This is a genomic window from Crossiella sp. NPDC003009 (genome assembly GCF_053591555.1).
The window spans coordinates 112,882-136,454 of the sequence record NZ_JBSFUA010000018.1 but is presented as its reverse complement, the minus strand read 5'-3'; the positions used below and the strand labels follow the sequence as shown (position 1 = coordinate 136,454).

General features: G+C 71.8%; 22 protein-coding genes. 12 read left to right on the top strand and 10 right to left on the bottom strand.

Annotated elements, in window-relative coordinates; genetic code table 11:
- Positions 1-250 precede the first annotated feature (250 nt).
- A complete protein-coding gene (gene map, locus ACWDY5_RS20780) occupies positions 251-1,063 on the bottom strand; it encodes a type I methionyl aminopeptidase (protein WP_449723824.1) in 813 nt (270 codons plus the stop codon).
- Positions 1,064-1,199: 136 nt separating this feature from the next.
- Between map and ACWDY5_RS20775 the strand changes: the two genes are divergently transcribed.
- Positions 1,200-1,862, top strand: coding sequence for a response regulator transcription factor (locus tag ACWDY5_RS20775; RefSeq protein WP_185008462.1), 663 nt, complete (start codon positions 1,200-1,202; stop codon positions 1,860-1,862).
- 10 nt (positions 1,863-1,872) lie between these two features.
- Positions 1,873-3,414 carry a HAMP domain-containing sensor histidine kinase gene (locus ACWDY5_RS20770; RefSeq protein WP_449723823.1) on the top strand — a complete coding sequence of 514 codons (1,542 nt, stop codon included), beginning with the start codon at positions 1,873-1,875 and terminating at the stop codon, positions 3,412-3,414.
- Between the two features lie 9 nt (positions 3,415-3,423).
- Here the strand turns inward: ACWDY5_RS20770 and ACWDY5_RS20765 are convergent, their stop codons facing one another.
- A complete protein-coding gene (locus ACWDY5_RS20765) occupies positions 3,424-4,377 on the bottom strand; it encodes a TAXI family TRAP transporter solute-binding subunit (protein WP_449723822.1) in 954 nt (317 codons plus the stop codon).
- Positions 4,378-4,564: 187 nt separating this feature from the next.
- On the opposite strand from ACWDY5_RS20765, the gene dctA reads away from it, so the two are divergent.
- The 5 genes from dctA to ACWDY5_RS20740 all read left to right on the top strand — a co-directional run bounded on the left by dctA (position 4,565) and on the right by ACWDY5_RS20740 (position 8,340).
- Positions 4,565-5,950: a C4-dicarboxylate transporter DctA gene (gene dctA, locus ACWDY5_RS20760; RefSeq protein WP_449723821.1), complete on the top strand. Its 1,386-nt coding sequence runs from the start codon at positions 4,565-4,567 to the stop codon at positions 5,948-5,950.
- A gap of 101 nt (positions 5,951-6,051) precedes the next feature.
- Positions 6,052-6,750: a YbaB/EbfC family nucleoid-associated protein gene (locus tag ACWDY5_RS20755; RefSeq protein ID WP_449723820.1), complete on the top strand. Its 699-nt coding sequence runs from the start codon at positions 6,052-6,054 to the stop codon at positions 6,748-6,750.
- Entirely contained in the window at positions 6,747-7,058 is a 312-nt protein-coding gene (locus tag ACWDY5_RS20750) for a hypothetical protein (RefSeq protein WP_449723819.1), read from the top strand. Before ACWDY5_RS20755 ends, ACWDY5_RS20750 begins: the two co-directional genes overlap by 4 nt.
- Positions 7,059-7,066: 8 nt before the next feature.
- A complete protein-coding gene (locus ACWDY5_RS20745; RefSeq protein WP_449723818.1) occupies positions 7,067-7,828 on the top strand; it encodes a hypothetical protein in 762 nt (253 codons plus the stop codon).
- Positions 7,828-8,340: a hypothetical protein gene (locus ACWDY5_RS20740; protein ID WP_449723817.1), complete on the top strand. Its 513-nt coding sequence runs from the start codon at positions 7,828-7,830 to the stop codon at positions 8,338-8,340. Before ACWDY5_RS20745 ends, ACWDY5_RS20740 begins: the two co-directional genes overlap by 1 nt.
- A gap of 1 nt (position 8,341) precedes the next feature.
- Here the strand turns inward: ACWDY5_RS20740 and ACWDY5_RS20735 are convergent, their stop codons facing one another.
- From ACWDY5_RS20735 to ACWDY5_RS20725, 3 genes are read right to left on the bottom strand one after another with little or no spacing between them, the layout of a single operon-like run.
- The gene (locus ACWDY5_RS20735) at positions 8,342-9,112 is read right to left on the bottom strand and encodes an ABC transporter ATP-binding protein (protein ID WP_449723816.1); all 771 of its coding nucleotides are present in this window, start codon (positions 9,110-9,112) and stop codon (positions 8,342-8,344) included.
- Complete coding sequence (locus ACWDY5_RS20730; protein ID WP_449723815.1) at positions 9,112-10,143, bottom strand: FecCD family ABC transporter permease; 1,032 nt, start codon at positions 10,141-10,143, stop codon at positions 9,112-9,114. The genes ACWDY5_RS20735 and ACWDY5_RS20730 overlap by 1 nt, the downstream gene beginning before the upstream one ends.
- Positions 10,140-10,976 (bottom strand): ABC transporter substrate-binding protein, encoded by an 837-nt coding sequence (locus ACWDY5_RS20725; protein WP_449723814.1) that lies wholly within the window; start codon positions 10,974-10,976, stop codon positions 10,140-10,142. Before ACWDY5_RS20725 ends, ACWDY5_RS20730 begins: the two co-directional genes overlap by 4 nt.
- Before the next feature lie 416 nt (positions 10,977-11,392).
- Here ACWDY5_RS20725 and gltB point away from each other — a divergent pair, with 416 nt between their 5' ends.
- The 3 genes from gltB to ACWDY5_RS20710 are packed head-to-tail and all read left to right on the top strand — an operon-like array spanning position 11,393 to position 17,739.
- The gene (gene gltB / locus ACWDY5_RS20720; RefSeq protein ID WP_449723813.1) at positions 11,393-15,961 is read left to right on the top strand and encodes a glutamate synthase large subunit; all 4,569 of its coding nucleotides are present in this window, start codon (positions 11,393-11,395) and stop codon (positions 15,959-15,961) included.
- Positions 15,954-17,459: a glutamate synthase subunit beta gene (locus ACWDY5_RS20715; protein WP_449723812.1), complete on the top strand. Its 1,506-nt coding sequence runs from the start codon at positions 15,954-15,956 to the stop codon at positions 17,457-17,459. Before gltB ends, ACWDY5_RS20715 begins: the two co-directional genes overlap by 8 nt.
- Before the next feature lie 52 nt (positions 17,460-17,511).
- Positions 17,512-17,739: a hypothetical protein gene (locus tag ACWDY5_RS20710; protein WP_449723811.1), complete on the top strand. Its 228-nt coding sequence runs from the start codon at positions 17,512-17,514 to the stop codon at positions 17,737-17,739.
- Here the strand turns inward: ACWDY5_RS20710 and ACWDY5_RS20705 are convergent.
- Positions 17,725-18,048: a hypothetical protein gene (locus ACWDY5_RS20705; protein ID WP_449723810.1), complete on the bottom strand. Its 324-nt coding sequence runs from the start codon at positions 18,046-18,048 to the stop codon at positions 17,725-17,727. The genes ACWDY5_RS20710 and ACWDY5_RS20705 overlap by 15 nt on opposite strands.
- Before the next feature lie 116 nt (positions 18,049-18,164).
- On the opposite strand from ACWDY5_RS20705, the gene ACWDY5_RS20700 reads away from it, so the two are divergent.
- Positions 18,165-18,818: a DUF2461 domain-containing protein gene (locus ACWDY5_RS20700; protein ID WP_449723809.1), complete on the top strand. Its 654-nt coding sequence runs from the start codon at positions 18,165-18,167 to the stop codon at positions 18,816-18,818.
- On the top strand, positions 18,818-19,462 hold the full coding sequence (locus ACWDY5_RS20695; protein WP_449723808.1) for a DUF2461 domain-containing protein: 645 nt from the start codon (positions 18,818-18,820) through the stop codon (positions 19,460-19,462). Before ACWDY5_RS20700 ends, ACWDY5_RS20695 begins: the two co-directional genes overlap by 1 nt.
- Before the next feature lie 10 nt (positions 19,463-19,472).
- Here the strand turns inward: ACWDY5_RS20695 and ACWDY5_RS20690 are convergent, their stop codons facing one another.
- The 4 genes from ACWDY5_RS20690 to ACWDY5_RS20675 are packed head-to-tail and all read right to left on the bottom strand — an operon-like array spanning position 19,473 to position 23,569.
- The gene (locus tag ACWDY5_RS20690; protein WP_449723807.1) at positions 19,473-20,225 is read right to left on the bottom strand and encodes an urease accessory protein UreD; all 753 of its coding nucleotides are present in this window, start codon (positions 20,223-20,225) and stop codon (positions 19,473-19,475) included.
- A complete protein-coding gene (gene ureG, locus ACWDY5_RS20685; RefSeq protein ID WP_449723806.1) occupies positions 20,225-20,935 on the bottom strand; it encodes an urease accessory protein UreG in 711 nt (236 codons plus the stop codon). The genes ACWDY5_RS20690 and ureG overlap by 1 nt, the downstream gene beginning before the upstream one ends.
- On the bottom strand, positions 20,925-21,857 hold the full coding sequence (locus ACWDY5_RS20680) for an urease accessory protein UreF (RefSeq protein WP_449723805.1): 933 nt from the start codon (positions 21,855-21,857) through the stop codon (positions 20,925-20,927). The genes ureG and ACWDY5_RS20680 overlap by 11 nt, the downstream gene beginning before the upstream one ends.
- Entirely contained in the window at positions 21,857-23,569 is a 1,713-nt protein-coding gene (locus ACWDY5_RS20675; RefSeq protein WP_449723830.1) for an urease subunit alpha, read from the bottom strand. Before ACWDY5_RS20675 ends, ACWDY5_RS20680 begins: the two co-directional genes overlap by 1 nt.
- Positions 23,570-23,573: the final 4 nt, after the last annotated feature.

Below are 23,573 nucleotides of genomic sequence, written 5' to 3'. Positions count from 1 at the left end.
ACGAGCAGGTTGCGGGGCTGAGCAGGCTGCCGACTCAAGACCCAGCGTGCTCGCGACCCTCTCGTCTTCTCCGCACGACCTTCCGACAGCGAACCACATCCCACCGACCAGCCGCCGTCACGTTGCGAGGCATTGGCGGCGGTTGCGGTGAGCGTCTGCTCGGCGGGATGCGGTTAGCAGTCTCCAGGCCGTACGGAGAAGACGAGAGGCCCGCTTTGTGGGTTTTCAACCCCGGCGTCTGGGTCTCCGCTCAGCCCAGGTCTGCGATTCGCGCCATCGCGACTTCCTCCGGCCTTGCCGTCAGCACCCTCGGCCCGGACTCCGTCACCGCCACCGTGTGCTCCCAGTGCGCCGCCGTGCTGCCGTCCACCGTCACCACGGTCCACTCATCGCCCAGCGTCCGGAACCCTGGATGCCCGGTCGTGAACATCGGCTCGATCGCCAGCACCAGCCCCGGCTTCAGCCGCAACCCGCGCCCCGGCCGCCCCCGCCCGGGCACGAACGGGTCCTCGTGCAGCGACCGCCCGATCCCGTGCCCGCCGATGGCGTGTCCATTGTGGTCGGACACCACGCCGTAACCCCCGGCCGCGCCCACCGCGCCGATGGCCGCCGAGATGTCCCCGATCCGGTTGCCCACCCGGGTCGCGCCGATCCCCGCCCACAGGGCTCGGTAGGTGTCGGCTACCAAGGCGCGCAGGTGCTCGGGGGCCGCTTCTTCCGCGCCGACGATCCAGGTGCAGGCCGCGTCGGAGTGGAAGCCGTTCCACAGGACACCGCAGTCCAGGCTGAGGATGTCGCCTTCCCGTAGGCGGGTCTGGCGGGATGGGATGCCGTGCACGATCTGCTCACCCAGGGAGGCGTTGATGACGGCGGGGTAGCCGTTGTAGCCGAAGAAGCCGGGTTTGCCGCCTCGGCGCTCGATCGCCTCGGCAGCGACGCGGTCCAGGTCAGCAGTGGTTTTACCGGGGCGCAGGGCCGCTCGTAGTTCTTCGTGGACCTCGGCCAGGATTGCTCCCGCCTTGGCCATCTGGTCGATCTCCGCGTCGGTCTTGCGGATCACCATGGCCGCCTCCAGGCGTGTCGAAACCAACTCCGGTGGCCTGGTGCACTGCCGGCGCCTCGAATTCTGCCATGCGGAAGTCGATCTCGGCGGCCCAATGGACATCAGTGCCGCCCGTCGCGGCCTAGTATCGACCCTCATGCGCATCCTCGTAGTGGAGGACGACGACCGGGTGGCGCGCGGGTTGGTCACCGCGTTGCAGCACGCCGGCTACGAAGTCCTCCGCGCCGCCACCGCGGCCGCGGCGCTCCAGGCCGCCCCGGCCGACGTGGTGCTGCTCGACCTCGGACTGCCCGATGCCGACGGGCTGGACGTGCTGCGCAAGCTCCGGCAACGCGAGGGCACCGCGGTCATCGCGGTCACCGCGCGCAGCGAGGAGCGGGAACGCGTGCTCGGCCTGCGCAGCGGCGCCGACGACTACGTGGTCAAACCCTTCGGCACCGCCGAGCTGCTGGCCCGGATCGAGGCCGTGCTGCGCCGCACCCGCGCCGCCCGCGCGGACAGCGAGGAGCACGAGGTGATGGAGGTCGGCCCGCTCCGGCTCGACCTCGGCTCGCGCACCGCCACCGTCTCCGGCGAGCAGATCACGCTGACCCGCAAGGAGTTCGACGTGCTCGCCCTGCTCGCCGCGCGCCCCGGCAGCGTGGTCAGCCGGGACCGCATCCTGGACCAGGTGTGGCACGCCAGCTGGGAGGCCCGCTCGCGCAGCCTGGACACCCACATCGCCACCCTGCGCGGCAAGCTCGGCCCGTTCGTGCGCATCGAGACCGTGCGCGGCGTCGGCTACCGGATGGCCCGGTAGGGAGGCCGGGGTGCTCCGCAGGCTGCTCGCGGTGCTGGTGCCGCTGCTGGTGGCGATGGCCGCCGCCTTCGGGGTGCCGCTGGCCGCCGCGGTCGGCCAGGGCGAGACCCAGTCCGTCTACCTGGACCGGCTCAGCGACGCCAGCCGGTTCGCCGCGCTGGCCGAGAACGCCCTCGGCCTGGACCGCACCACCCCGCTGGCCGAGGAGCTGACCCGCTACCACCGGCTCTACGACATCCCCGCCGTGCTGGTCGACCCGGGCGGCAACATCATCCTGCCCTCGGACGCCTCGGTCGACCTGAACACCCCCGGCGTGCGCGAGGGCCTGGCCGTGGCCTTCGCCGGGTACCGGCCCAACCCGCCGCGCGTGGTGTGGCCGTGGGAGACCAACCCGCTGGTCGTGGTCGAACCGGTCGGCCGGGACAGCCAGGTGGTGGCCGCCGTGGTCACCATCTCGCCCTCGGACGGCCTGCGCGCCCAGGTGCTCAACTCCTGGTTGCTGCTCGCGCTCAACGGCCTGGTCCCGCTGCTCGCGCTGATCGGGGCCGCCTGGCCGGTCTCCCGCTGGATCCTGCGTCCGATCCGCCGCCTGGACGAGGTCACCTCCCGGGTGGCCAGCGGCCGCCTGGACGCCCGCGCCGACGTGCACGGGCCACCCGAGCTGCGCACCCTGGCCAGCTCCTTCAACACCATGGTCGACGTGGTCGGCCGCGCGCTGCGCCGTCAGCGCGACTTCGTCGCCGACGCCTCCCACCAGCTGCGCAACCCGCTGGCCAGCCTCCGCCTCGCGGTGGAGAACCTGGCGCCGCACCTACCGGATGAACCGGCGCGCCAAGCCCACCAGCTGGCCGTGGAGGAAGCCGAGGAGATGGGCCGGGTGCTGGACGCGCTGCTGGCCGCCACCCGGTTGGACAGCGCCGCGGCCGCCGAACCGGTCGAGCTGGACGAGCTGGTCGCCGCGCACGAACCGGCCTGGCAGGCCAACGCCCAGCGGGCCGCGATCCGGCTGCGCCTGGACATCCCGGAGGGCCTGCGCGTGCTGGAACCGCCCGGCGGTCTCGGCAGCGTGCTGGACGAGCTGGTGGGCAACGCGATCCGGCTCTCCGGCGGCACCAGGGTGCGGGTGTGGGCCCGGCACGAGGAACCGGCGGACAGCGTCGAGGACGGGCACGTCGAGCTGCACGTCATCGACGACGGCGTCGGCCTGGACGAGGCGGAGCTGTCGGTGGCGCTGCACCGGTTCTGGCGCTCGCCCAAGCACCAGAACATCTCCGGCACCGGCCTCGGCCTGGCCATCTGCAGCGAGCTGGTCACCTCGGCCGGTGGCGAGTTCCGGCTGCACCAGGCGCACCCGCACGGACTCGACGTGGCGATCCGGCTGCCGGTCGCGCCCGCCGAGCAGCTGTTCGACCCTGCCGACGAGGCCGACGGCCGCCCTGACGGCGAACGCAAACACCTGTCCCGCCCACCCGTGGCCGAGCAGCCGGAGCCCGGCCCCGAGGACCCGCCGCCAGGGAAGACCACGCCCGGCACCCCGCCCGCCGGCCTCTGACCCCGGCCCTCACACCAGCCGCTTGTACTCCCGGAACCAGGCCGCCGCCCCCGGGTGCAGCGGCACCGGCCCGGTGGCGATCCCGGTGCTGCGGTTGATCCGCCGCGCCTCCGGGTGGTTGACCGCGATCGCGTCCGACTCGGCGAACACCGTGTTCGTCACGATCTTCACCACCTCGACCGGCAGGTCGTCCCTGGCGACGAGCAGGTTCGGCACCGACACCGTGCGGTAGGGCAGCAGGTAGCCGTAGGTCGGCTTCGGGATGGTCGCGGGCATGTAGGCCGAGGAGTCGCCGCTGGCCAGCGCCTGCGCCTGCTCGGCGAGCTCGACCATGCGGATCGGCACCTGCCGCCGCAGCAGGTCGCTGATCGCTGGGGTGGGGATGCCGGTGAGGGTGAAGAACGCGTCGATCCCGCCCTCCTCCAGCTGCTTGGCCGCCTCGGCCTGGGACAGCCGCACCTCGTTGAAGCTCAGCCCGGCGATCCGGCGCAGCTTCTCCACCGTGTACTCGGTGCCGGACCCGGCCGCGCCCACCGCGATCCGCCGCCCGGCCAGGTCCCTGGTGGTCTTGATCGGCGAGCTGTCCAGCACCACCAGGTGCAGGAAGCTGTCGTAGAGCCGTCCGATCGCGCTCACGCCCTCCACCGGGCTGTTCTGCCTGGCCAGCATCGCGTCCAGGGAGACGAACCCGAGCTGCGCCTGGCCGGAGCCGAGCAGCATCAGGTTCTCCACCGACGCCCCGGTCGGCCGGGTGCGCACCGCGGTGCCCCGCAGGTGCTTGCGCAGCTCCTCGGCCAGCGCCCCGCCGATCTCCCGGTACACCGCGCCGGGCGGCCCGGTGGCCAGCACCAGCTCGGGCAGGACGGGCAGCTGCCCCGTCGTGCAGCTGCCCAGGGCGGCGGTCACCGCGGTGCCGGCCCCGCCCAGCAACAGCGCGCGGCGAGTCAGCGCGGTCGGCGGCATGGTGCCAGGCTAGTCCGTCCGGATGACACGCACACCGAGACAACGTCGAGGCGCTGTTCCGGTAACGGCCCTATCACCATGCCGGAGATTTTGTCAGGACAGTCTCAAGTTTCGCCCGGGTCGCTTGCCGGTGAAGTTGTCCGGTCACGAGCATTCGCCCGGACCACGGTTCACTGTCGAGGAGGACATGTTGGCAACGACCGCTGCTGGGGGGCGAACGCGTAAGCCGATCTACCGGCACCTGTACTTCTGGGTGCTGGTCTCGATCGCGGCAGGCATCCTGGTCGGGATCCTGTTCCCTGCTCAGGCAGCCGGGCTGAAGTGGCTCGCGGACCTGTTCATCAACCTGGTGAAGATGGTCATCGCGCCCACGATCTTCTGCACCATCGTCGTCGGCATCGCGGGGCTGGGCAACCTCGCCAAGGCCGGCGGGCTCGCCCTGCGCACCATCCTGTACTTCATCGTGATGACGCTGATCGCCCTGGTGATCGGCATGATCGTGGTGAACATCCTGCAGCCGGGCGTCGGCCTGGACATGCAGCCCAGCGCCGCCGACCTCAAGGCGGGCGCGGACGCGCAGAAGAAGGCCGCCGGAGCCGAGGGCTTCACCGCGTTCATCCTGCACCTGGTCCCCGAGTCCTTCGTCGGCGCGTTCACCAGCGGGCAGCTGATCCAGGTGCTGGTGCTGGCGGTGCTGGTCGCGGTCGCGATCGGCATGATGGGCGAGCGCGGCGCCAAGCCGCTGCAGGCGCTGGACACCATCGCCAAGATCATGTTCGGCGTCATCAAGATCGTCATGTACGCCGCGCCGGTCGGGGCCTTCGGCGGCATGGCCTACACCATCGGCACCAACGGCGCGAAGGTGTTGTCCTCGCTGGCGTTCCTGATGATCGCCTTCTACCTGACCTGCGTGCTGTTCATCATCGTGGTGCTCGGCGGGGTGGCGAAGCTGGCCGGGTTCAACATCTTCAAGTTCATCCGCTTCATCAAGGACGAGCTGCTGATCGTGCTCGGCACCTCCTCCAGCGAGGCGGTGCTGCCGCGGATGCTGGTGAAGCTGGAGGCCGCCGGCGCGCAGAAGTCGGTGGTCGGCCTGACCATCCCCACCGGCTACTCGTTCAACCTGGACGGCACCTGCATCTACCTGACCATGGGCGCGCTGTTCATCGCCCAGGCCACCGGCGCCCACCTGCCACTGTGGACCCAGATCGGCCTGCTGCTGTTCATGCTGTTGTCCAGCAAGGGCGCCGCGGGCGTCACCGGAGCCGGCCTGGTCACCCTGGCCGCCTCCCTGGTGGCCTTCCAGAACGTCATCCCCGAGGCCAGCATCGGCATCGCGTTGATCGCCGGCATCGACCGCTTCATGTCCGAGGCCAGAGCCCTGACCAACCTGATCGGCAACGGCGTGGGCACCCTGGTCATCGCCAAGTGGCAGAACTCGCTGGACCGGGAACAGCTGGACCGGGTGCTCAACGACCCGTCGCTGGTGGACATGGACGAGCTGATGAAGGCGGAGAACGGCGAGGCCGCCGAGGCCGCCGAGAAGAAGGCGAAGGCGGAGAAGACTTCCTAGCGTCGCCCTGGGGGCCGAAGGCCGGGTTCACCGCGTGGTGGGCCCGGCCTTCGGTGTGTAGCTTCTTGGTCACTGATTTCATTCCAGAGGGGGGAATGCGGATGAGTGACGTTGAACGCTGGGGCTTCGAGGACGCCGACGACTGGGAACCGACGCCCAAGCGCCCGGTCCCGCCGGAGCCGAGCGTGGCAGAGCCGGACGGGATCACCGGGCAGGACGCCGACCAGGTGGTGACGGTGTCGGTCGGGCCGATGGGCGAGGTGCGGTCGGTGCGGCTGGCCGCGGACTGGCGCCGCTCGGTGGATCCGCGAGCGTTGCAGGGCAGCGTGCTGACCGCGGCGAACAACGCGGTGATGCAGGCACTGGCCAAGCAGGTCGAGCAGACCGAGCAGACCGAGGTCCCACCCTGGCCGGCGCCGACCGCACAGCCGGAGACCACGCCGCTCACTACGGACGCGGCGTTCCGGTTGATGGACGCGGCGGAGGCCGAACTGGCGACGCTGACCGGTCGCCTGGACGCGGTGCTGAACCAGCCGATCGAGGTTGAGAGCGCGGGTGGACACGTGCGCGGCAGTGCGATGAACGGGCAGGTCAGCACGTTGACGGTGGACCCGTATTGGGCCGACTCGGCGCGCAATCCGGAGATCGAGGGCGAACTGACCGAGGTGCTGCGCGAACTGCACCGCCGCGGCACCCCCGATCCGGACCTGACCAGGTGGCCGACCAGCCCGGCTATCACCGAACTGACCGCACTGGTCAGCGACCCGAACCTGCTGCTGCGCCGATTGGGGCTGTCATGACGGATCTGTCCGCGGCCTATGCGGCCCTGCGCGCCGACGCCGTCCGCTGGGACGAGGCGGCGGACTCCCTGGAGGGGCCTCGCCGGGCACTGGACGGCCTGCACCTCGGCCCGGCCGAGCTGTCCAAGTGGGCGGTCAAAGAAGGCCTGGACCAGACCTACCTCCAGGCACGCACGACCATGGACGACATGATCGGCAAGGCGATGGAGACCTTCCGGCTCATCAGCGAGACCCTGTGGCAGGCCGCGGACACCTATGAGCGCGAGGAAGAAGCCAGCCTGCACACGCTGAAGAACACCACGAAGTAGGGGGAGCTGTGAGCGAAGCCGTGCAGCGGGCCAATGAGCGCCTGCGCGAGGTTGACGAACGCATGCGGAAGTTCTTCGACCAGGTGAACCAGGCGGTCAACAGCGTGCCGGAGCCGCTTCGCTGGGTCATCCCGCGCATCGACCTCCTGGTGGAGGCGGTGACCCGGAACAGCCTGGAGCTGGGGAAGCAGCTCGAGGACCTGCTCGGTGACCGGGGCGATGCCGGTCGGGTGAGAGAGGCCGCTGAGCAGTGGTCGAAGGACATCGCGGACAAGCTGAACGACGTGGCGGGCGCGATCGACCCGAGCAAGATGGACACCACCCTGGAGTGGGAAGGCAGGGCCGCTGAGGCCTATCGACTGACCATCCCGACCCAGGTCAGCGGGCTGACCGGGCTGAAGGACCTGGCCAGCCAGATGCGTGGCTCGCTGGTCAACCTGGGCAACTCCATCGAGAGCTTCTGGGTGGGCATCACCGTCGCGTTGATCGTGGCCCTCGTCGGCATCGCCTCCGCGGCGGCCCTGACCGTCTCGGTGGCCGGTATCCCGTTGGCACTGCTGATCCTCGTCGCCGTGCTGCCGTCGGTCGCGGGCCTGATCGGCAGTCTCATCACCGGCCTGCTGGCACACGTGAACACCTGCAAGGCGGAGCAGTCCGCTCTCCAGGAGAAGCTGCGGATGGTCGGCGAAACCTGGTCGCAGGGCCGGATCGGGCAGATGGGCGATGCCAGCGTGCTGGATGGTGACGGTTCGGACTGGAAGCCGCGCTAGTGGCCGTCTACGTCGGACGGCCGCCGGTGTGGGTGCCGATTCCGGCCGAGCACGCGCGGCGGCTCCGCACCGCCGGTGGCTGGTTCGCGATGCTCACCGGTTCCGCGGCGGTGGTGCTGGCGGTGCTGGTGGTCCTGCTCGGTGGGCAGTTGGTCACCAGGTATGACGTGCTGGTCCCGTTCGTCTACATCTTCGCGCTCACGATGGACGTGTTCCTGGCCATGACCGGGTTTCTGGTGCTCAACCCGTGGCGGCACCTGCGGGGCGAGCACATCGAACTGCTCCTGGTGCGGCGAAGCCGTCAGCTGCTGGGGTTGTTCTGGGGAGTGATGTTCCTGTTCGCGTTCTTCCTGACCTTCTTCCTGCTCGGCCTCCTGCAGACCGAACTCAGGCGAGGTGGCCGAATGGACGGCTGGGACTGGCTGTTCGTGGCCGTCGCCTACCTGCCCGTGCTGCTCCAGGGCGTGGGGTTCTTCGTGGGGCGGCGGCTCTACCCTCGTCCCCACATCTGACTCATCCCGACCGCACCGGCGTCACCACGCGCGTCCCGTCCGGCGCGGTCAGCACCTCCGCCCGCGCCGCGTAATGCCGCGAAACCCGTTCCGCCGTCAGCACTTCCGCCGGCGGCCCCACCGCCACCACCCGCCCGGCGTCCAGCATCAGCAGCTGGTCCGCGTACTGACCGGCCAGGGTCAGGTCGTGCAGTGTGCTCACCACCGTGGTGCCGTCCGCCAGCCGCAGCCGGTCCACCAGGTCCAGCAGGGACTGCGCGTGCCCGATGTCCAGTCCGGTGGTCGGCTCGTCCAGCAGCAGCAGTCCGGCCTGCTGGGCGAGCACCCTGGCCAGCACGGCGCGTTGCCGCTCGCCGCCGGAGAGTGTCGGGAGTGGACGGTCGGCCAGTTGGGAAAGGTCAAGGCGGGCAAGGATGTCCGCCACCAGGTCCAGGTCGGCTGGGCCTTCGCGGGCCAGGAAACCCAGGTGCGGGGTGCGGCCGAGCAGGGCGTAGTCGGTGACCGTGAGGCCCTCGGGCAGGGTGGGGGTCTGCGGGGCGTAGCCGATGCGGCGGGCCCGGGCGCGGTTGGTCAGGGCGGCGACCGGGGTGCCGTCCACGGTGATGGTCCCGGTGTGCGGGACGGCGTTGGCGACGGCTTTGAGCAGGGTGGACTTGCCCGCGCCGTTGGGGCCGATGACGGCCAGCCAGCTGCCCGGCGGCACGGTGACGGTGACCTCGGCGACCGCGATCCGGCCGTGGTAGCCCGCGGCGACTCCCTCGATGGCCAGCATCAGACCCTCCTGGAGCGGCGCAGCACGACCGCGAAGAACGGCGCCCCGGTGAACGCGGTGATCACGCCGATGGGCAGTTCGCCGGGGGCGATCACGGTGCGGGCCACCATGTCGGCCAGCACCACGAAGGCCGCGCCGCCCAGCAGCGACAGCGGCACCAGCACCCGGTAGCTGCCCGCGACCAGCAGCCGGACCACGTGCGGCACCACGATGCCGACGAACCCGATCAGGCCGCTGACCGACACCGCGGCCGCGGTGGCCAGTGAGGCGGCACCCAGGATGATCAGCCGCACCCGGCGCGGGTGCAGGCCCAGTGCCGCGGCTTCCTCATCGCCCACGCCGAGCACGTCCAGCAGCCTGCCGCTGGCGCACAGCACGAACGAGGACAGCGCGATGTAGGGCAGCACCACCAGCACCTGCGACCAGCCCGCGCCGCCGAGGCCGCCGAGCATCCAGGTGTAGATGGTGCGCAGGCTGTCCACGTCCAGGGTCTGCACGAAGGTCTGCAACGCGGTCAGGAACGCGGCCACCGCCACCCCGGCCAGCACCAGGGTCGCGGTGCCCGGACCGGCCGAACGGCCCAGCGCCCAGGTCAGGCCGACGCCGAGCACCGCGCCGGCGAAGGCGGCGATGGGCAGCGGGCCGAAGAAGTCGCCGGTGCTGAAGGTGGGCACCGCGAACACGGCCAGCGTCGCGCCCAGCCCTGCCCCGGCCGCCGCGCCCAGCAGGTACGGGTCGGCCAGGGGGTTGCGGAACACGCCCTGGAAAGCGGCTCCCGAAGAGGCCAGCGCGGCGCCGACCAGGCAGGCCAGCACCACCCGGGGCACGCGCAGCTCCCACAGGATGGCCGCCTCGCGCGCCGACAGCGGCGACACCCCGCCGGTGAGCTGGGCGAAGACCTCGCCGAGCACGCGCCCGGCGCCCAGGTCAATCGCGCCGAGCAGCACCGCGGCGGTCACCACGGCGAGCAACAGCAGCAGGGTGAGCGCCAGGTGGCGGAACCGGAGCCGGGTGGGTGCGGCGGCGGTCACTTCTTCCCGGCTGCGGTCACGGCCTCGGACACGGTGCGCACCAGGTCGACCACCCTCGGTCCCCAGCGGGAGGCGATGTCGTCGTCCAGGGCCACCACACCGCCGTCGCGCACCGCGGGCACGCTCGCCCAGCCCGGCCGGGTGCCGACCGCGGCCGCACTCTGGCCGCAGCACTTCACATCGGCCAGGAAGATCAGCCGCGGCGCGGCGCTGACCACCTGCTCGGCGGAGAGTTGCGGGTAGCCGCCGCCGGTCGGGTCGGCCGCGTCGGCGATGTTGACCAGGCCGAACAGGCCGTAGATGGAGCCGATGAAGGTCTTGGAGGTCACCGTGTAGAAGGTCGGGTCCAGCTCGTGGTAGTACTTCAGCGCCTCAGCGGGCCGCGGGGTCTCCCGGACCAGCTTGCTGATCTGGCCCTTCATCCGGTTCACCACGTCGTTGGCCGGGGTGCCCTGCCCGGTGGCCTGGCCGAGGATGCTGATCTGGCCGTAGGCGTCGTCCAGGGTCTTGGCCGCGGGCAGCAGCAGCACCGGGATCTTCAGCTTCTCCAGGCCGGCCACCACGCCCTCGACGTCGTTGGAGGCGACCACCAGGTCCGGCTGGTGCCCGGCGATGGCCTCCACGTTCGGCTTGAAGCCGGACAGCGTGGTCTTGGGCGCCTCGGCCGGGAAGTTGGACTGGTCGTCCACGGCCACCACCTGCTTGCCCGCGCCGATCGCGAACAGGCTTTCCGTCGCGGTCGGGTTCAGCGAGACGATCCGCTCCGGCTTCTTGGTGATGGTGAGCGGTTTGCCGCCCGGCGCGCCCACCTCGACCGGGAACGCCGACTCCACCGAGGTTTGGCTCGGCGCCGGATCGGGAACCCGGCTCGCGCACCCGCCAACGAGGGCGATGGCGCTGACGGCGATGAGTGCTGCGCGGGTACTCCGGGGAAGACGCATCGAATCCTCTGGGGTCGATCGGGTGAAAGCTCCCAGGGACGTTACCGGCGTGTTCCACGCCCTGCCCAGAGAATCAGCAGGACACGCGTACTGTTGGTCTTGCCGCTATGTCGAACGAAGCAGCAAAATCGTTACGGCGCAATGACCGACATCACCCTTCGAGGGGTGTTTCCGGGTTTCCTGCCTGTTACAGTCCGGTCATACCTGTCGCTACCGGCGCGTACGCCGGTGTGACCTCGCGGGCCACCGTCGTCCCGTGCCCAGCTTTCCACCACCTGAGCACGGAACACGACGAGGGAGGTCTCCGCGTGATCTTCTCCGCCATCCCCGCCCAGCAGGGACTGTACGACCCGGCCGAGGAACGAGACGCCTGCGGTGTCGCCATGGTCGCCGACATCCAGGGCCGCCGTTCCCACGGGATCGTGGTCGACGCCCTGACGGCACTGGCGAACCTCGAACACCGCGGCGCCGCCGGCGCCGAGCCCACGAGCGGGGACGGGGCCGGAATCCTGCTGCAGCTCCCCGACGAGCTGCTGCGCGCGGAGCTCGGCGACCTGCCGAAGCCGGACGCCGCCGGGAACCACACCTACGCCGCGGGCATCGCCTTCCTGCCCGCCGAGGACGACCTGCGGGTCAAGGCGGTCGCGCTGATCGAGCGGATCGCCGAGGAAGAGGGCCTGCGGGTGCTCGGCTGGCGCGAGGTGCCGGTCAGCCCGGAGGCCGCAGGCGTCGGACCGACCGCGCTGTCGGTGATGCCGCACTTCTCCATGCTGCTGGTGACCGCGACCGAACCGGGCCCGGACGGGCGATGTCGGGCGGGCATCGACCTGGACCGCCTGGCCTTCGCGCTGCGCAAGCGCGCCGAGCACGAGAGCGAGCAGGCGGGCTACGGGGTCTACTTCCCCTCGCTGTCCGCGCGCACCCTGGTGTACAAGGGCATGCTGACCACCGCGCAGCTGCCCGCGTTCTTCCTCGACCTGACCGACCACCGGCTGGCCAGCGCGATCGCGTTGGTGCACAGCAGGTTCTCCACCAACACCTTCCCCTCGTGGCCGCTGGCGCACCCGTTCCGGTTCGTCGCGCACAACGGTGAGATCAACACCATCCGCGGCAACCGCAACCGGATGCGCGCCCGCGAGGCCCTGCTGGAAAGCGACCTCATCCCCGGCGACCTGTCCCGCCTGTACCCGATCTGCGCGAGCGACGCCTCGGACTCCGCCTCCTTCGACGAGGTCCTGGAACTGCTGCACCTGGGCGGCCGCACCCTGCCGCACGCGGTGCTGATGATGGTGCCGGAGGCGTGGGAGAACCACGCCACCATGGACGCCTCCCGCCGCGCCTTCTACCAGTTCCACGCGAGTCTCATGGAGCCGTGGGACGGCCCGGCCTGCGTCACCTTCACCGACGGCACCCTGGTCGGCGCGGTGCTCGACCGCAACGGCCTGCGCCCGGCCCGCTGGTGGCAGACCGCCGACGGCCGCGTGGTGCTGGCCTCCGAGACCGGCGTGCTCGACGTGGCCCCGAGCCAGGTGGTGGCCAAGGGCCGCCTGCGGCCGGGCCGGATGTTCCTGGTGGACACCGCCGCCGGGCGGATCGTGGACGACAACGAGGTGAAGTCCGAGCTCGCCGCCGGGCTGCCCTACGACGAGTGGCTGCACGCCGGCCTGCTCAACCTGGCCGACCTGCCCGACCGCGAGCACGTGGTGCAGAGCCACGAGTCCGTGGTGCGCCGCCAGCTCACCTTCGGCTACACCGAGGAAGAGCTGCGCGTGCTGCTCACCCCGATGGCGGTCAGCGGGCTGGAACCGTTGGGCTCCATGGGTTCCGACACCCCGATCGCGGCGCTCTCGCAGCGCTCCCGGATGCTCTACGACTACTTCGTCCAGCACTTCGCGCAGGTGACCAACCCGCCGCTGGACGCCATCCGCGAGGAGATCGTCACCTCCGTCGCGCGCGTCATGGGCCCCGAGCGCAACCTGCTCGACCCCGGCCCCTCCTCCTGCCGGCACATCCAGCTGCCGTACCCGGTCATCGACAACGACGAGCTGGCCAAGCTCATCCACGTCAACGACGACGGCGACCTGCCCGGCTTCGCTTGCGCGGTCCTGAGTGGACTGTACGAAGTGGACGGTGGTGCGGAGGCGCTGACCGCGGCGGTGGAACGGGTCCGCCGGGAGGCTTCCGAGGCCATCGCGGCCGGCGCCCGGATCCTGGTGCTCTCCGACCGGGACTCCGACCACCGGATGGCCCCGATCCCCTCGCTGCTGCTGGTCTCCGCGGTGCACCACCACCTGGTGCGCACCAAGGAGCGCCTGCGGGTCGCGCTGGTGGTGGAGTCCGGGGACGCCCGCGAGGTGCACCACATCGCGCTGCTGCTGGGCTACGGCGCGGCCGCGGTCAACCCGTACCTGGCCTTCGAGACCATCGAGGACATGGTCAACCGCGGCGCGGTCACCGGCATCGAGGCCCGCAAGGCGGTGCGCAACTACGTGGGCGCGCTGGTCAAGGGCGTGCTGAAGGTGATGTCCAAGATGGGCATCTCCACCGTGGGCGCCTACACCGCCGCGCAGGTCTTCGAGGCGGTCGGCCTGGCCACCGACGTGGTCGCCGAGTACTTCGTGGGCACCGCCTCCAAGCTCGGCGGGGTCGGCATGGACGTGCTGGCCGCCGAGGTGGCGCAACGACATCGGCTGGCCTACCCGGACAACCCGACCGACCGCGCGCACCGCGGCCTGCCGGTGGGCGGCGAGTACTTCTACCGCCGCGAGGGCGAGCTGCACCTGTTCAACCCGGAGACGGTGTTCCTGCTCCAGCACGCCACCAAGACCCGGCAGTACGACGTCTACCGGCGCTACACCGCCGAATGCGACCGCCTGGCCAAGGAAGGCGGCGCGCTGCGCGGGCTCTTCGAGCTCAAGGCCGACGGCCGCAAGCCGGTGCCGATCGAGGAGGTCGAGCCGGCCAGCGCGATCGTCAAGCGGTTCAACACCGGCGCGATGTCCTACGGCTCGATCTCCGCCGAGGCGCACGAAACCCTTGCCGTGGCGATGAACCGGCTCGGTGGCCGGTCCAACAGCGGTGAGGGCGGCGAGGACCCGGAGCGCCTGTACGACCCGGCGCGGCGCTCGGCGGTCAAGCAGGTCGCCAGCGGCCGCTTCGGCGTCACCAGCGAGTACCTGGTCAACAGCACCGACATCCAGATCAAGATGGCCCAGGGCGCCAAGCCCGGCGAGGGCGGCCAGCTGCCCGGCTACAAGGTGTACCCGTGGATCGCGCGCACCCGGCACTCCACGCCGGGCGTCTCGCTGATCTCGCCGCCGCCGCACCACGACATCTACTCCATCGAGGACCTGGCCCAGCTCATCCACGACCTGAAGAACGCCAACGAGCAGGCGCGGGTGCACGTCAAGCTGGTCAGCGAGGTCGGCATCGGCACCGTGGCCGCGGGCGTGGCCAAGGCGCACGCCGACGTCATCCTGGTCTCCGGCCACGACGGCGGCACCGGCGCCTCCCCGCTCACCTCGCTCAAGCACTGCGGCACGCCCTGGGAGATCGGGCTGGCCGAGGCGCAGCAGACGTTGGTGCTCAACGGTTTGCGCGACCGGATCACCCTGCAGGTGGACGGCGCGATGAAGACCGGGCGGGACGTGCTGATCGCCGCGCTGCTCGGCGCGGAGGAGTTCGGCTTCGCCACCGCGCCGCTGATCGTGGCCGGCTGCGTGATGATGCGGGTCTGCCACCTGGACACCTGTCCGGTCGGCGTGGCCACGCAGAACCCCGAGCTGCGCAAGCGGTACACCGGCAAGGCCGAGTTCGTGGAGAACTTCTTCTACTTCGTCGCCGAGGAGGTCCGCGAACACCTTGCCGCGCTGGGCTTCCGCAGCCTGGACGAGGCCATCGGGCACGCCGAGCTGCTCGGCGCGGACCCGGCCATCGACCACTGGAAGGCCGTCGGCCTCGACCTGTCCCCGGTGTTCGAGGTGGTCGAAGGACCGCAGGGCAGCGCCAAGCGCCGGGTCCGCGACCAGGACCACGGCCTGGACAAGGCCCTGGACCGCACGCTGATCCAGCTGGCCGAGGCCGCGCTGGAGGACGCGCACCCGGTGCGGCTGGAACTGCCGGTGCGCAACGTCAACCGCACCGTGGGCACCCTGCTCGGCTCCGAGGTCACCCGCCGCTTCGGCGGCGCGGGCCTGCCGGATGGCACCATCCAGATCAAGCTGGAGGGTTCGGCCGGGCAGTCCCTCGGCGCGTTCCTGCCCGCCGGGATCACCATCGAGATGGTCGGCGACACCAACGACTACGTGGGCAAGGGCCTCTCCGGCGGCCGGATCATCGTGCGCCCGCACGAGGACGCGCCGTTCCGGGCCGAGCTGCAGGTGATCGCGGGCAACGTGATCGGCTACGGCGCCACCGCCGGCGAGATCTTCCTGCGCGGCCAGGTGGGCGAGCGGTTCTGCGTGCGCAACTCCGGCGCGACCGCGGTCGCCGAGGGCGCGGGCGACCACGCCTTCGAGTACATGACCGGTGGCCGGGCCGTGGTGCTCGGGCCGACCGGCCGCAACGTGGCCGCCGGCATGTCCGGTGGCATCGCCTTCGTGCTGGACCTGGATCCGGTGAAGGTCAACACCGCGATGGTGGAGCTCCAGCGGCCCAATGCGGAAGACCTCCGCTGGCTGCGCGAGATTGTCGAGAAGCACCACCTGCTCACCGGATCCACGGTGGCGGCGTCGCTGCTCGGGGACTGGCCGCGCCGCTCGTCGGCGTTCACCAAGGTCATGCCCAGGGACTACCAGCGGGTCCTGGAGGCGGTGCGGATCGCACGCGCCGAGGGCCGCGATGTGGACGAGGCGATCATGGAGGCCTCCCGTGGCTGATGCGAACGGATTCCTGAAGCACGCCCGCACCGAACCGGCCAAGCGCCCGGCGGGCGAGCGGATCGACGACTGGCACGAGGTGTACGCCGCACTGGATCCCCAGGTCCGCGAGGACCAGGTGCGCACCCAGGCGACCCGCTGCATGGACTGCGGGATCCCCTTCTGCCACAGCGGTTCCGCGGGCTGCCCGCTGGGCAACCTGATCCCGGAGTGGAACGACCTGGTGCGCCGGGGCGACTGGGCCCAGGCCGGGGACCGGTTGCACGCGACCAACAACTTCCCCGAGTTCACCGGCAGGCTCTGCCCCGCCCCGTGCGAGACGGCCTGCGTGCTGGCCATCTCCCCGCTCTCCGGCGGCGCGGTGGCGATCAAGCGGGTGGAGCAGGCCATCGCGGACCAGGTGTGGGAGGCGGGCACGGTCAGCCCGAACCCGGCCACCGTGCAGTCCGGCAAGAAGGTCGCCGTGGTCGGCTCCGGCCCGGCCGGCCTGGCCGCCGCCCAGCAGCTGACCAGGGCGGGCCACGAGGTCACCGTGTTCGAGCGGGACGACCGGCTCGGCGGGCTGCTGCGCTACGGCATCCCCGAGTTCAAGATGGAGAAGAAGGTCCTGGACCGCAGGCTGGCCCAGCTGCGCGCCGAGGGCACCCGGTTCATCACCAACTGCGAGGTCGGCGTCGACCTCACGGTGGAGCAGCTGCGCGCGGAGTTCGACGCGGTGGTGCTCGCGGTGGGCGCGCTGCGCGGCCGCGACGCCCCGGACATCCCCGGCCGGCACCTCAAGGGTGTGCACCTGGCGATGGAACACCTGGTGCCGGCCAACAAGTTCTGCGAGGGCGACGGCCCGGCCGGCATCGACGCCAAGGGCAAGCACGTGATCATCATCGGCGGCGGCGACACCGCGGCCGACTGCCTGGGCACCGCCCACCGCCAGGGCGCGGCAGGCGTGGTCCAGCTCGACCAGTACCCGATGCCGCCCGCGGTCCGCGACGAGGACCGCTCCCCGTGGCCGGTCTGGCCGGTCATCCTGCACACCTACCCGGCGCACGACGAGGGCGGCGAGCGCAAGTTCGCCGTCGCCGTCGAGGAGTTCGTGGACAACGGCGAAGGCCAGGTCCGCGCGGTCCGCCTGCGCAAGGTCAGGGTGGAGAAGGACGCCGACGGCCGCCGCTCGGTCATCCCGGTCTCCGCCGAGGTCGAGGAGGTCCCCTGTGACCTGGCCCTGCTCGCCATCGGCTTCGAGGGCGTGGAACACATGCCCCTGCTGCCCGGCCTGGGCATCGAGCTGAACAAGCGCGGCTCGATCTCCTGCGGCTCGGACTGGCAGACCGACGCGCCGGGGGTCTTCGTGTGCGGGGACGCGCACCGGGGGGCCTCGCTGGTGGTGTGGGCGATCGCGGAGGGCCGCTCGGCGGCGCACGCGGTGGACACGTACCTGACCGGCGTGTCCAACCTGCCCTCACCGGTACGCCCGAACCTGGTGCCGCTGGCGGTTCGCTGAGATTCCGGACCGGCCCGGTGACCCGCCGGGCCGGTCCGGCACCATGGTCGCGATGAACGAGCACGTGGTCTGGGTGCTGGAGGGGTTCAGCCGGGTGGACGAGTCCCTGGTCGAACGGGTCGAGCTGCCGTACTGGCCCGCGGCGGAGCAGCCGCCGGCCGGACTGCTGCCGGTCGAGGGCGAGCTGCTGGAACGGCTCGCCGCGTCGGCGGGGCACCGGGTGCGCGCGGACCTGGACTACCTTGTTGGGGCCGAACAGGCCGGGTCAAACCTCGGCTGACGGCGGTGCGGCGGTGGGCGGGGGCTCAGGTGGGTTCTCGGTCATGAACTGGGCGGCGTAGGCGGCGGTCAGCAGCCCGGCGCCCATGGTGAACATCCAGACCAGCCAGGGCACCCGCGCGTTGCCGGCGGTCGCGCAGAGTGCGCCGTCCGGGTCGAAGGCGCTCCCGCAGCCGTCTCGGAGCGACGAGGGGCCTTCACCGGGAAGCGGCAACAGACCGAGAACAAGACCGCCCACCAGCAGGGCCACACCGAACCAGGCAAGTGCCGCACGCCATTCACGAGTCATGCTCGCGGTGTCGCCGGTCACCGGACCCCCGTTACGACGAACGGCCGTACGGTGACCTTCCCGTTCCCGTAGCGAGTCCATCCGGTCCCGGATCACCCGAACGGTGACTGTCGGTGCCGAGTCGTAGGCTGGCCGGCATGGAGTTCTCGGGTTTCGGCGAGTACGCGGTCGACTTCTTCGACGGACTGGCAGCGGACAACTCCAAGTCCTACTGGACCGACCACAAGCCGGTCTACGACCGCGACGTGCGCGCCCCCATGGAACGGCTGCTGGCGGAGCTGGAGCCGGAGTTCGGGGCGGGGAAGGTGTTCCGGCCGTACCGGGATGTGCGGTTCAGCAAGGACAAGCGGCCGTACAAGGACCACTGCGGCGGCGTGGTCGAGCAGGGGCGCGGGGGCGGGGCCTGGTACGTCGAGGTCGGCGCGGAGGGGTTGATGATCGGCGGTGGGTCCTTCGCGATGGCCCCCGACCAGCTGGCCCGCTACCGCACGGCGGTGGACGACGAGCGGCGCGGCGGGAAGCTGGTGAAGATCCTGGCGAAGCTGGTCAAGGCGGGCTGGGAGGTGTGCGGGGACGTGATGAAGACCAAGCCGCGCGGCGCCGACCCGGACCATCCCCGGCTGGACCTGCTGCGGCACCGCTCGCTCTACGTGGCCCGGCGCTGGCCCCCTGACGACGACCTGCACGGGCCGGAGTGCCTGGAGCGGGTGCGGCTGGGCTGGCGGGAGCTGAACGCGATCAACGAATGGTGTGCCGACCACGTCGGCCTCAGCGACCAGTGGCGGCGATGATGGGTTTCACCGGGTTCGGCGAGCACGCCGTGGACTTCTACGACGGCCTGGAGGCGGACAACTCCAAGACCTACTGGACCGACCACAAGGCCACCTACGAGCAGGACGTGCGGGCGCCGATGGTCGCGCTGCTGGCCGATCTCGAGGACGAGTTCGGCGCGGGCAAGGTGTTCCGGCCGTACCGGGATGTGCGGTTCAGCAAGGACAAGACGCCGTACAAGACCGCCTGTGGCGCGCTGGCCGGGGGCAAGCTGGGGGAGTCCAGCTACTACGTGCAGCTCGCCGCGGACGGGCTGATGCTCGGCGCGGGCTGCTACCGGCTGGCCGCTGACCAGCTCGCCCGGTACCGGACCGCGGTCGCCGAGGACCGGCGCGGCGGCGAGCTGGCCAAGATCCTGGCGAAGCTGACCAAGGCGGGCTGGGGTGTGCACGGGGACGTGATGAAGAGCCGCCCGCGCGGGGTCGAGCCGGACCACCCGCGGCTGGACCTGTTGCGGCACCGCTCGCTCTACGTCGGCCGGTCCTGGGAGCCCGGCGACTACCTGCACGAACGGGAGTGCCTGACCCTGGTGCGCAAGCACTGGCGGGCGCTGGCCCCGTTCACCGCCTGGCTCGCCGACCACGTCGGTCCCCCCAGCGCCTGAGGCGAACCGGTCATCCGCCCGCGGCCTGGTCCAGCCAGCCCTCGGTGAGCTCGGCCAGGGCCGCCCGCGCCGCCACGGTGTCCGCGGCGAGCACGCTGACCAGCGCCGCCTCCGGCAGCACGTGCACCGCGCCCCAGGCCGCCCCGGGGCCCAGTACCCGTTGCGGCGCGGTGAGTCCCGGCGCGGCCACCAGCACGGTGGCCAGCACCCGGGCCCGGCCGGCCAGCGCGGGTGACCGGTAGCTGGCCGGGTCCAGCAGCGAGGTCGTGGTGCGCAGCACCGGCCTGTCGTCCCGGCGCACCCGCCACCGCTGCACCGCCCGCCCGGCCTGCTCCGCGTGCCGGCCCAGCACGGTGATCTCCCGCCAGCGCAGCACCGCGTCCGGGGCCAGCTCCACCTCGGTGGTCGCCGCCAGCAGGCAGCCCTCGGCGAGCACGGTCGGCTCCAGTTCGACGTCGAGCACCGCGCCCGCGCTCACCACCGCACGCACCCGCAGGTTCGCCGGCCGGTGCTCACGGTCCGGCAGTACCAGCTGCGCGCTGGTCGAGCGCAACCGCAGGCTCGCCCCGGCCTCCACCGCCACGGTCAGGCTCAGCTCGTCGCCGCCCAGCGGGCCAGCCGCCGTGCCGACCAGGCACACCTCAACGCCCGGTCCGCTGCACCTGGTGCGGCGCAGCGTCAAGGGCGGCCGGGACCGCGCGGTGGCCACCGTGGACCGGCCGTCCGGGGCGCGCCGGATGGTGAGCGCCGCCTCGGCGCGCATCAGTGCTGGTGCGCGGGGGCCAGTTCGGCCAGCACCTCGCGCACCCAGGCCGCGACGCCGGCCGCCGTCGGGTCCTCGGCGAGGGAGTTGAACAGCACCGGCAGCTCGCCCCGGACCGCGGCCGCGTCCCTGGCCATCACGCCGAGGTCCGCGCCCACCAGCGGGGCCAGGTCGGTCTTGTTGACCACCAGCAGGTCGGCCAGGGTGACCCCGGGACCGCCCTTGCGCGGGACCTTGTCGCCACCGGCCACGTCCACCACGAAGATCTGCCGGTCCACCAGGCCCTTGCTGAAGGTGGCGGTCAGGTTGTCCCCGCCGCTTTCCACCAGCACCAGGTCGAAGGCGCCGTGCCGGGCCTCCAGGTCCTCGATGGCGTCCAGGTTCGCGGTGATGTCGTCCCGGATCGCGGTGTGCGGGCAGCAGCCGGTCTTGACCGCGCTGATCCGGTCATCCGGCAGGATCGCGTTGCGGCGCAAGAACTCCGCGTCCTCGGTGGTGTAGATGTCGTTGGTCACCACGCCGAGCCGCAGCTCCGCGCGCAGTGTCCGGCACAGCGCGGCGACCAGCGCGGTCTTGCCGGAGCCGACCGGTCCGCCGATGCCGATCCGCGGGCTCGCGCCGAGCCGGTGCAGGTGCGCGTGCGGGTCGGGGCCGTCGTCGTGCGGGCCGTCACCGTGGTAGGCGCCCATGGATCTCCTTTCAGGACACAAAAAGCGTGTCGGACAGCGTGGCGTGGGTGTCGGCGAGCAGGTCCAGCGCGGGCGCGCCCTCGTCCGGCAGCTCGGCCCAGGGCAGGGGAGTGGCCGCGGTGGCCGCAACACTGTCCACTGTGGACGCTAGGCTGGTCAGCGCGGACTGCACGGCGAACGGGTCGAGGGCGAGCAGCCGGACCGCGGCCGAGGCCGGTCCGGTGACCGAGGCCAGCGCGATGGCCACCGCGGCGTCCTCGGCGGTGCCGCCCAGGATCGCCGCGCCCGCGCCGAAGGCGAGGCTGTGGTGCGCCCCGGCAGGGCATCCGGCACGCAACGCGGCCAGCACCGCGCCGGCATCGACCTCCGCGGGCTCGACCTCCGCCGTGCTGACCTCCGCCGTGCTGACCCCCGCCGTGCTGACCCCCGCCGTGCTGACCTCCGCCGCGCCGAGTCCCGCCGCGCCGAGTCCCGCCGCGCCGAGTCCCGCGGCGCCGAGTCCCGCCCCGCCGAGCCCTGCGGCACCGAGTCCTGCGGCACCGAGTCCCGCCCCGCCAAGTCTCGCCGCATCAGCCGCCGCCACACCGGTTTCCGCCCCGCGCCGCACCGCCTCCCTCGGCAGCGTGCGCAACAACCCGCGCCCCTGCTGCCGCGAAGCCAGCCGCTGCCCCGCCGCCGGAGTCCGCGCGTCCAGCTCCGCGTCCAGCTCCGCCCAACAAGCCGCGTCCCCACCATCCAGGGACTCCGCCAACCGGGTCGCCGCCGCCGCGAACGACGCCGCCACCAGCCCGGCCGAGACCAGTCGTCCGCGCAGGAACCCGTGCAGCGACGGCACATCCGTCACCACCCCGGCCCGCACCGCCGCCTCCAGGCTGCCCGAGTGCACGTGGCCGCCCGCCGGCAGCCGGGCGTCGGCGAGCAGCAGCAGTCCGGCCGCGACCATCAGAACAGGAAGTACCGCTGCGCCATGGGCAGCGAGTCGGCCGGTTCGGGTGCCACCACGTCGCCGTCGATCCGCACGGTGAAGGTGTCCGGGTCCACCTCGATCCGGGGCAGCGCGGTGTTGTTCGGCAGGTCCGCCTTGCCCAGGGACCGGGTGTTGGCCACCGGCACCAGTTTCCGGCGCACGTCCAGGCGGTCGGCCAGACCGGCCTCCAGCGCGGCGGGGGCCACGAAGTGCAGGGAGGAATGGGCCGCGGCAACGGGTTCCGCGCCCCACATCGGGCGGGCGAACACCGGTTGCGGGGTGGGGATGGACGCGCCGGGGTCGCCCATCGCGGCCCAGGCGATCAGGCCGCCCTTGACCACCACGTGCGGGCGGACGCCGAAGAACGCGGGCTCCCACAGCACCAGGTCGGCCAGCTTGCCCGGTTCCACCGAGCCCACCTCCCGGTCCAGGCCGTGCGCCACGGCCGGGCAGATCGTGTACTTGGCCACGTAGCGCTGGGCGCGCAGGTTGTCCGCGCCGCCGTCGCCGGGCAGCGCGCCGCGGCGGGCCTTGTTCACGTGCGCGGTCTGCCAGGTACGCACGATGGTCTCGCCGATCCGGCCCATCGCCTGGGAGTCCGAGCTGATGATGGAGATCGCGCCCAGGTCGTGCAGCACGTCCTCGGCGGCCATGGTGCTCGGCCGCATCCGGGACTCGGCGAAGGCCAGGTCCTCCGGCAGCGTCGGGTCCAGGTGGTGGCAGACCATCAGCATGTCCAGGTGCTCGTCCAGGGTGTTCACCGTGAACGGCCGGGTCGGGTTGGTCGAGGAGGGCAGCACGAACGACTCCCCGGCCATCTTGATCACATCCGGCGCGTGCCCGCCGCCGGCGCCCTCGGTGTGGTAGGCGTGGATGGACCGTCCGGCGATGGCGTCCACAGTGGACTCCAGGAAGCCGGCCTCGTTCAGCGTGTCGGTGTGGATGGCCACCTGCACCCCGGACTCGTCACAGACCCGCAGGCAGGTGTCGATGGCCGCGGGCGTGGTGCCCCAGTCCTCGTGCAGCTTGAACCCGCTGGCCCCGGCGCGCAGCTGCTCCCACAGCGCCTCCGCCCGGACCGTGTTCCCCTTGCCCAGCAAGGCGACGTTGACCGGATAGCCGTCCAGTGCGACCAGCATCCGCTCCAGGTGCCAGGCGCCGGGGGTGACCGTGGTGGCCCTGGTCCCGTCGGCCGGGCCGGTGCCGCCGCCGACGATGGTGGTGACCCCGGCGGCCAGCGCTTCGGGCAGCTGCTGCGGGCAGATCAGGTGCACGTGCGCGTCCACCGCGCCCGCGGTCAGGATCATCCCGTTGCCCGCCAAGACTTCCGTGGACGGGCCGATCACCAGCTGCGGGTGCACCCCGTCCATGGTGTCCGGGTTGCCCGCCTTGCCCAGCGCGACGATCCGCCCGTCCCGCACGCCGACGTCGGCCTTGATGACGCCCCAGTGGTCCAGCACCACCGCGCCGGTGATGACCAGGTCCGGCGCGCCCTCGGCACGGGTGGCCGCGGACTGGCCCATCGACTCGCGGATCACCTTGCCGCCGCCGAAAACCACTTCCTCACCGGCCCGGCCCGGTCCGCCGCAGCGGTCCTCGGTCACCTCGATGAGCAGGTTGGTGTCGGCCAGCCGCACCCGGTCGCCCACGGTCGGGCCGTACCTGGCCGCGTACCCGGCGCGGTCCATCGAG

Bases quoted from the DNA above. Each gene is read 5' to 3' on its own strand.
- map (WP_449723824.1), bottom strand. From the start codon at position 1,063: ATGGTGATCCGCAAGACCGACGCGGAGATCGACCAGATGGCCAAGGCG.
- ACWDY5_RS20775 (WP_185008462.1), top strand. From the start codon at position 1,200: ATGCGCATCCTCGTAGTGGAGGACGACGACCGGGTGGCGCGCGGGTTG.
- ACWDY5_RS20765 (WP_449723822.1), bottom strand. From the start codon at position 4,377: ATGCCGCCGACCGCGCTGACTCGCCGCGCGCTGTTGCTGGGCGGGGCC.
- dctA (WP_449723821.1), top strand. From the start codon at position 4,565: ATGTTGGCAACGACCGCTGCTGGGGGGCGAACGCGTAAGCCGATCTAC.
- ACWDY5_RS20755 (WP_449723820.1), top strand. From the start codon at position 6,052: ATGAGTGACGTTGAACGCTGGGGCTTCGAGGACGCCGACGACTGGGAA.
- ACWDY5_RS20750 (WP_449723819.1), top strand. From the start codon at position 6,747: ATGACGGATCTGTCCGCGGCCTATGCGGCCCTGCGCGCCGACGCCGTC.
- ACWDY5_RS20735 (WP_449723816.1), bottom strand. From the start codon at position 9,112: ATGCTGGCCATCGAGGGAGTCGCCGCGGGCTACCACGGCCGGATCGCG.
- ACWDY5_RS20710 (WP_449723811.1), top strand. From the start codon at position 17,512: ATGAACGAGCACGTGGTCTGGGTGCTGGAGGGGTTCAGCCGGGTGGAC.
- ACWDY5_RS20700 (WP_449723809.1), top strand. From the start codon at position 18,165: ATGGAGTTCTCGGGTTTCGGCGAGTACGCGGTCGACTTCTTCGACGGA.
- ACWDY5_RS20695 (WP_449723808.1), top strand. From the start codon at position 18,818: ATGGGTTTCACCGGGTTCGGCGAGCACGCCGTGGACTTCTACGACGGC.
- ACWDY5_RS20690 (WP_449723807.1), bottom strand. From the start codon at position 20,225: ATGCGCGCCGAGGCGGCGCTCACCATCCGGCGCGCCCCGGACGGCCGG.
- ACWDY5_RS20680 (WP_449723805.1), bottom strand. From the start codon at position 21,857: ATGGTCGCGGCCGGACTGCTGCTGCTCGCCGACGCCCGGCTGCCGGCG.
- ACWDY5_RS20675 (WP_449723830.1), bottom strand. From the start codon at position 23,569: ATGGACCGCGCCGGGTACGCGGCCAGGTACGGCCCGACCGTGGGCGAC.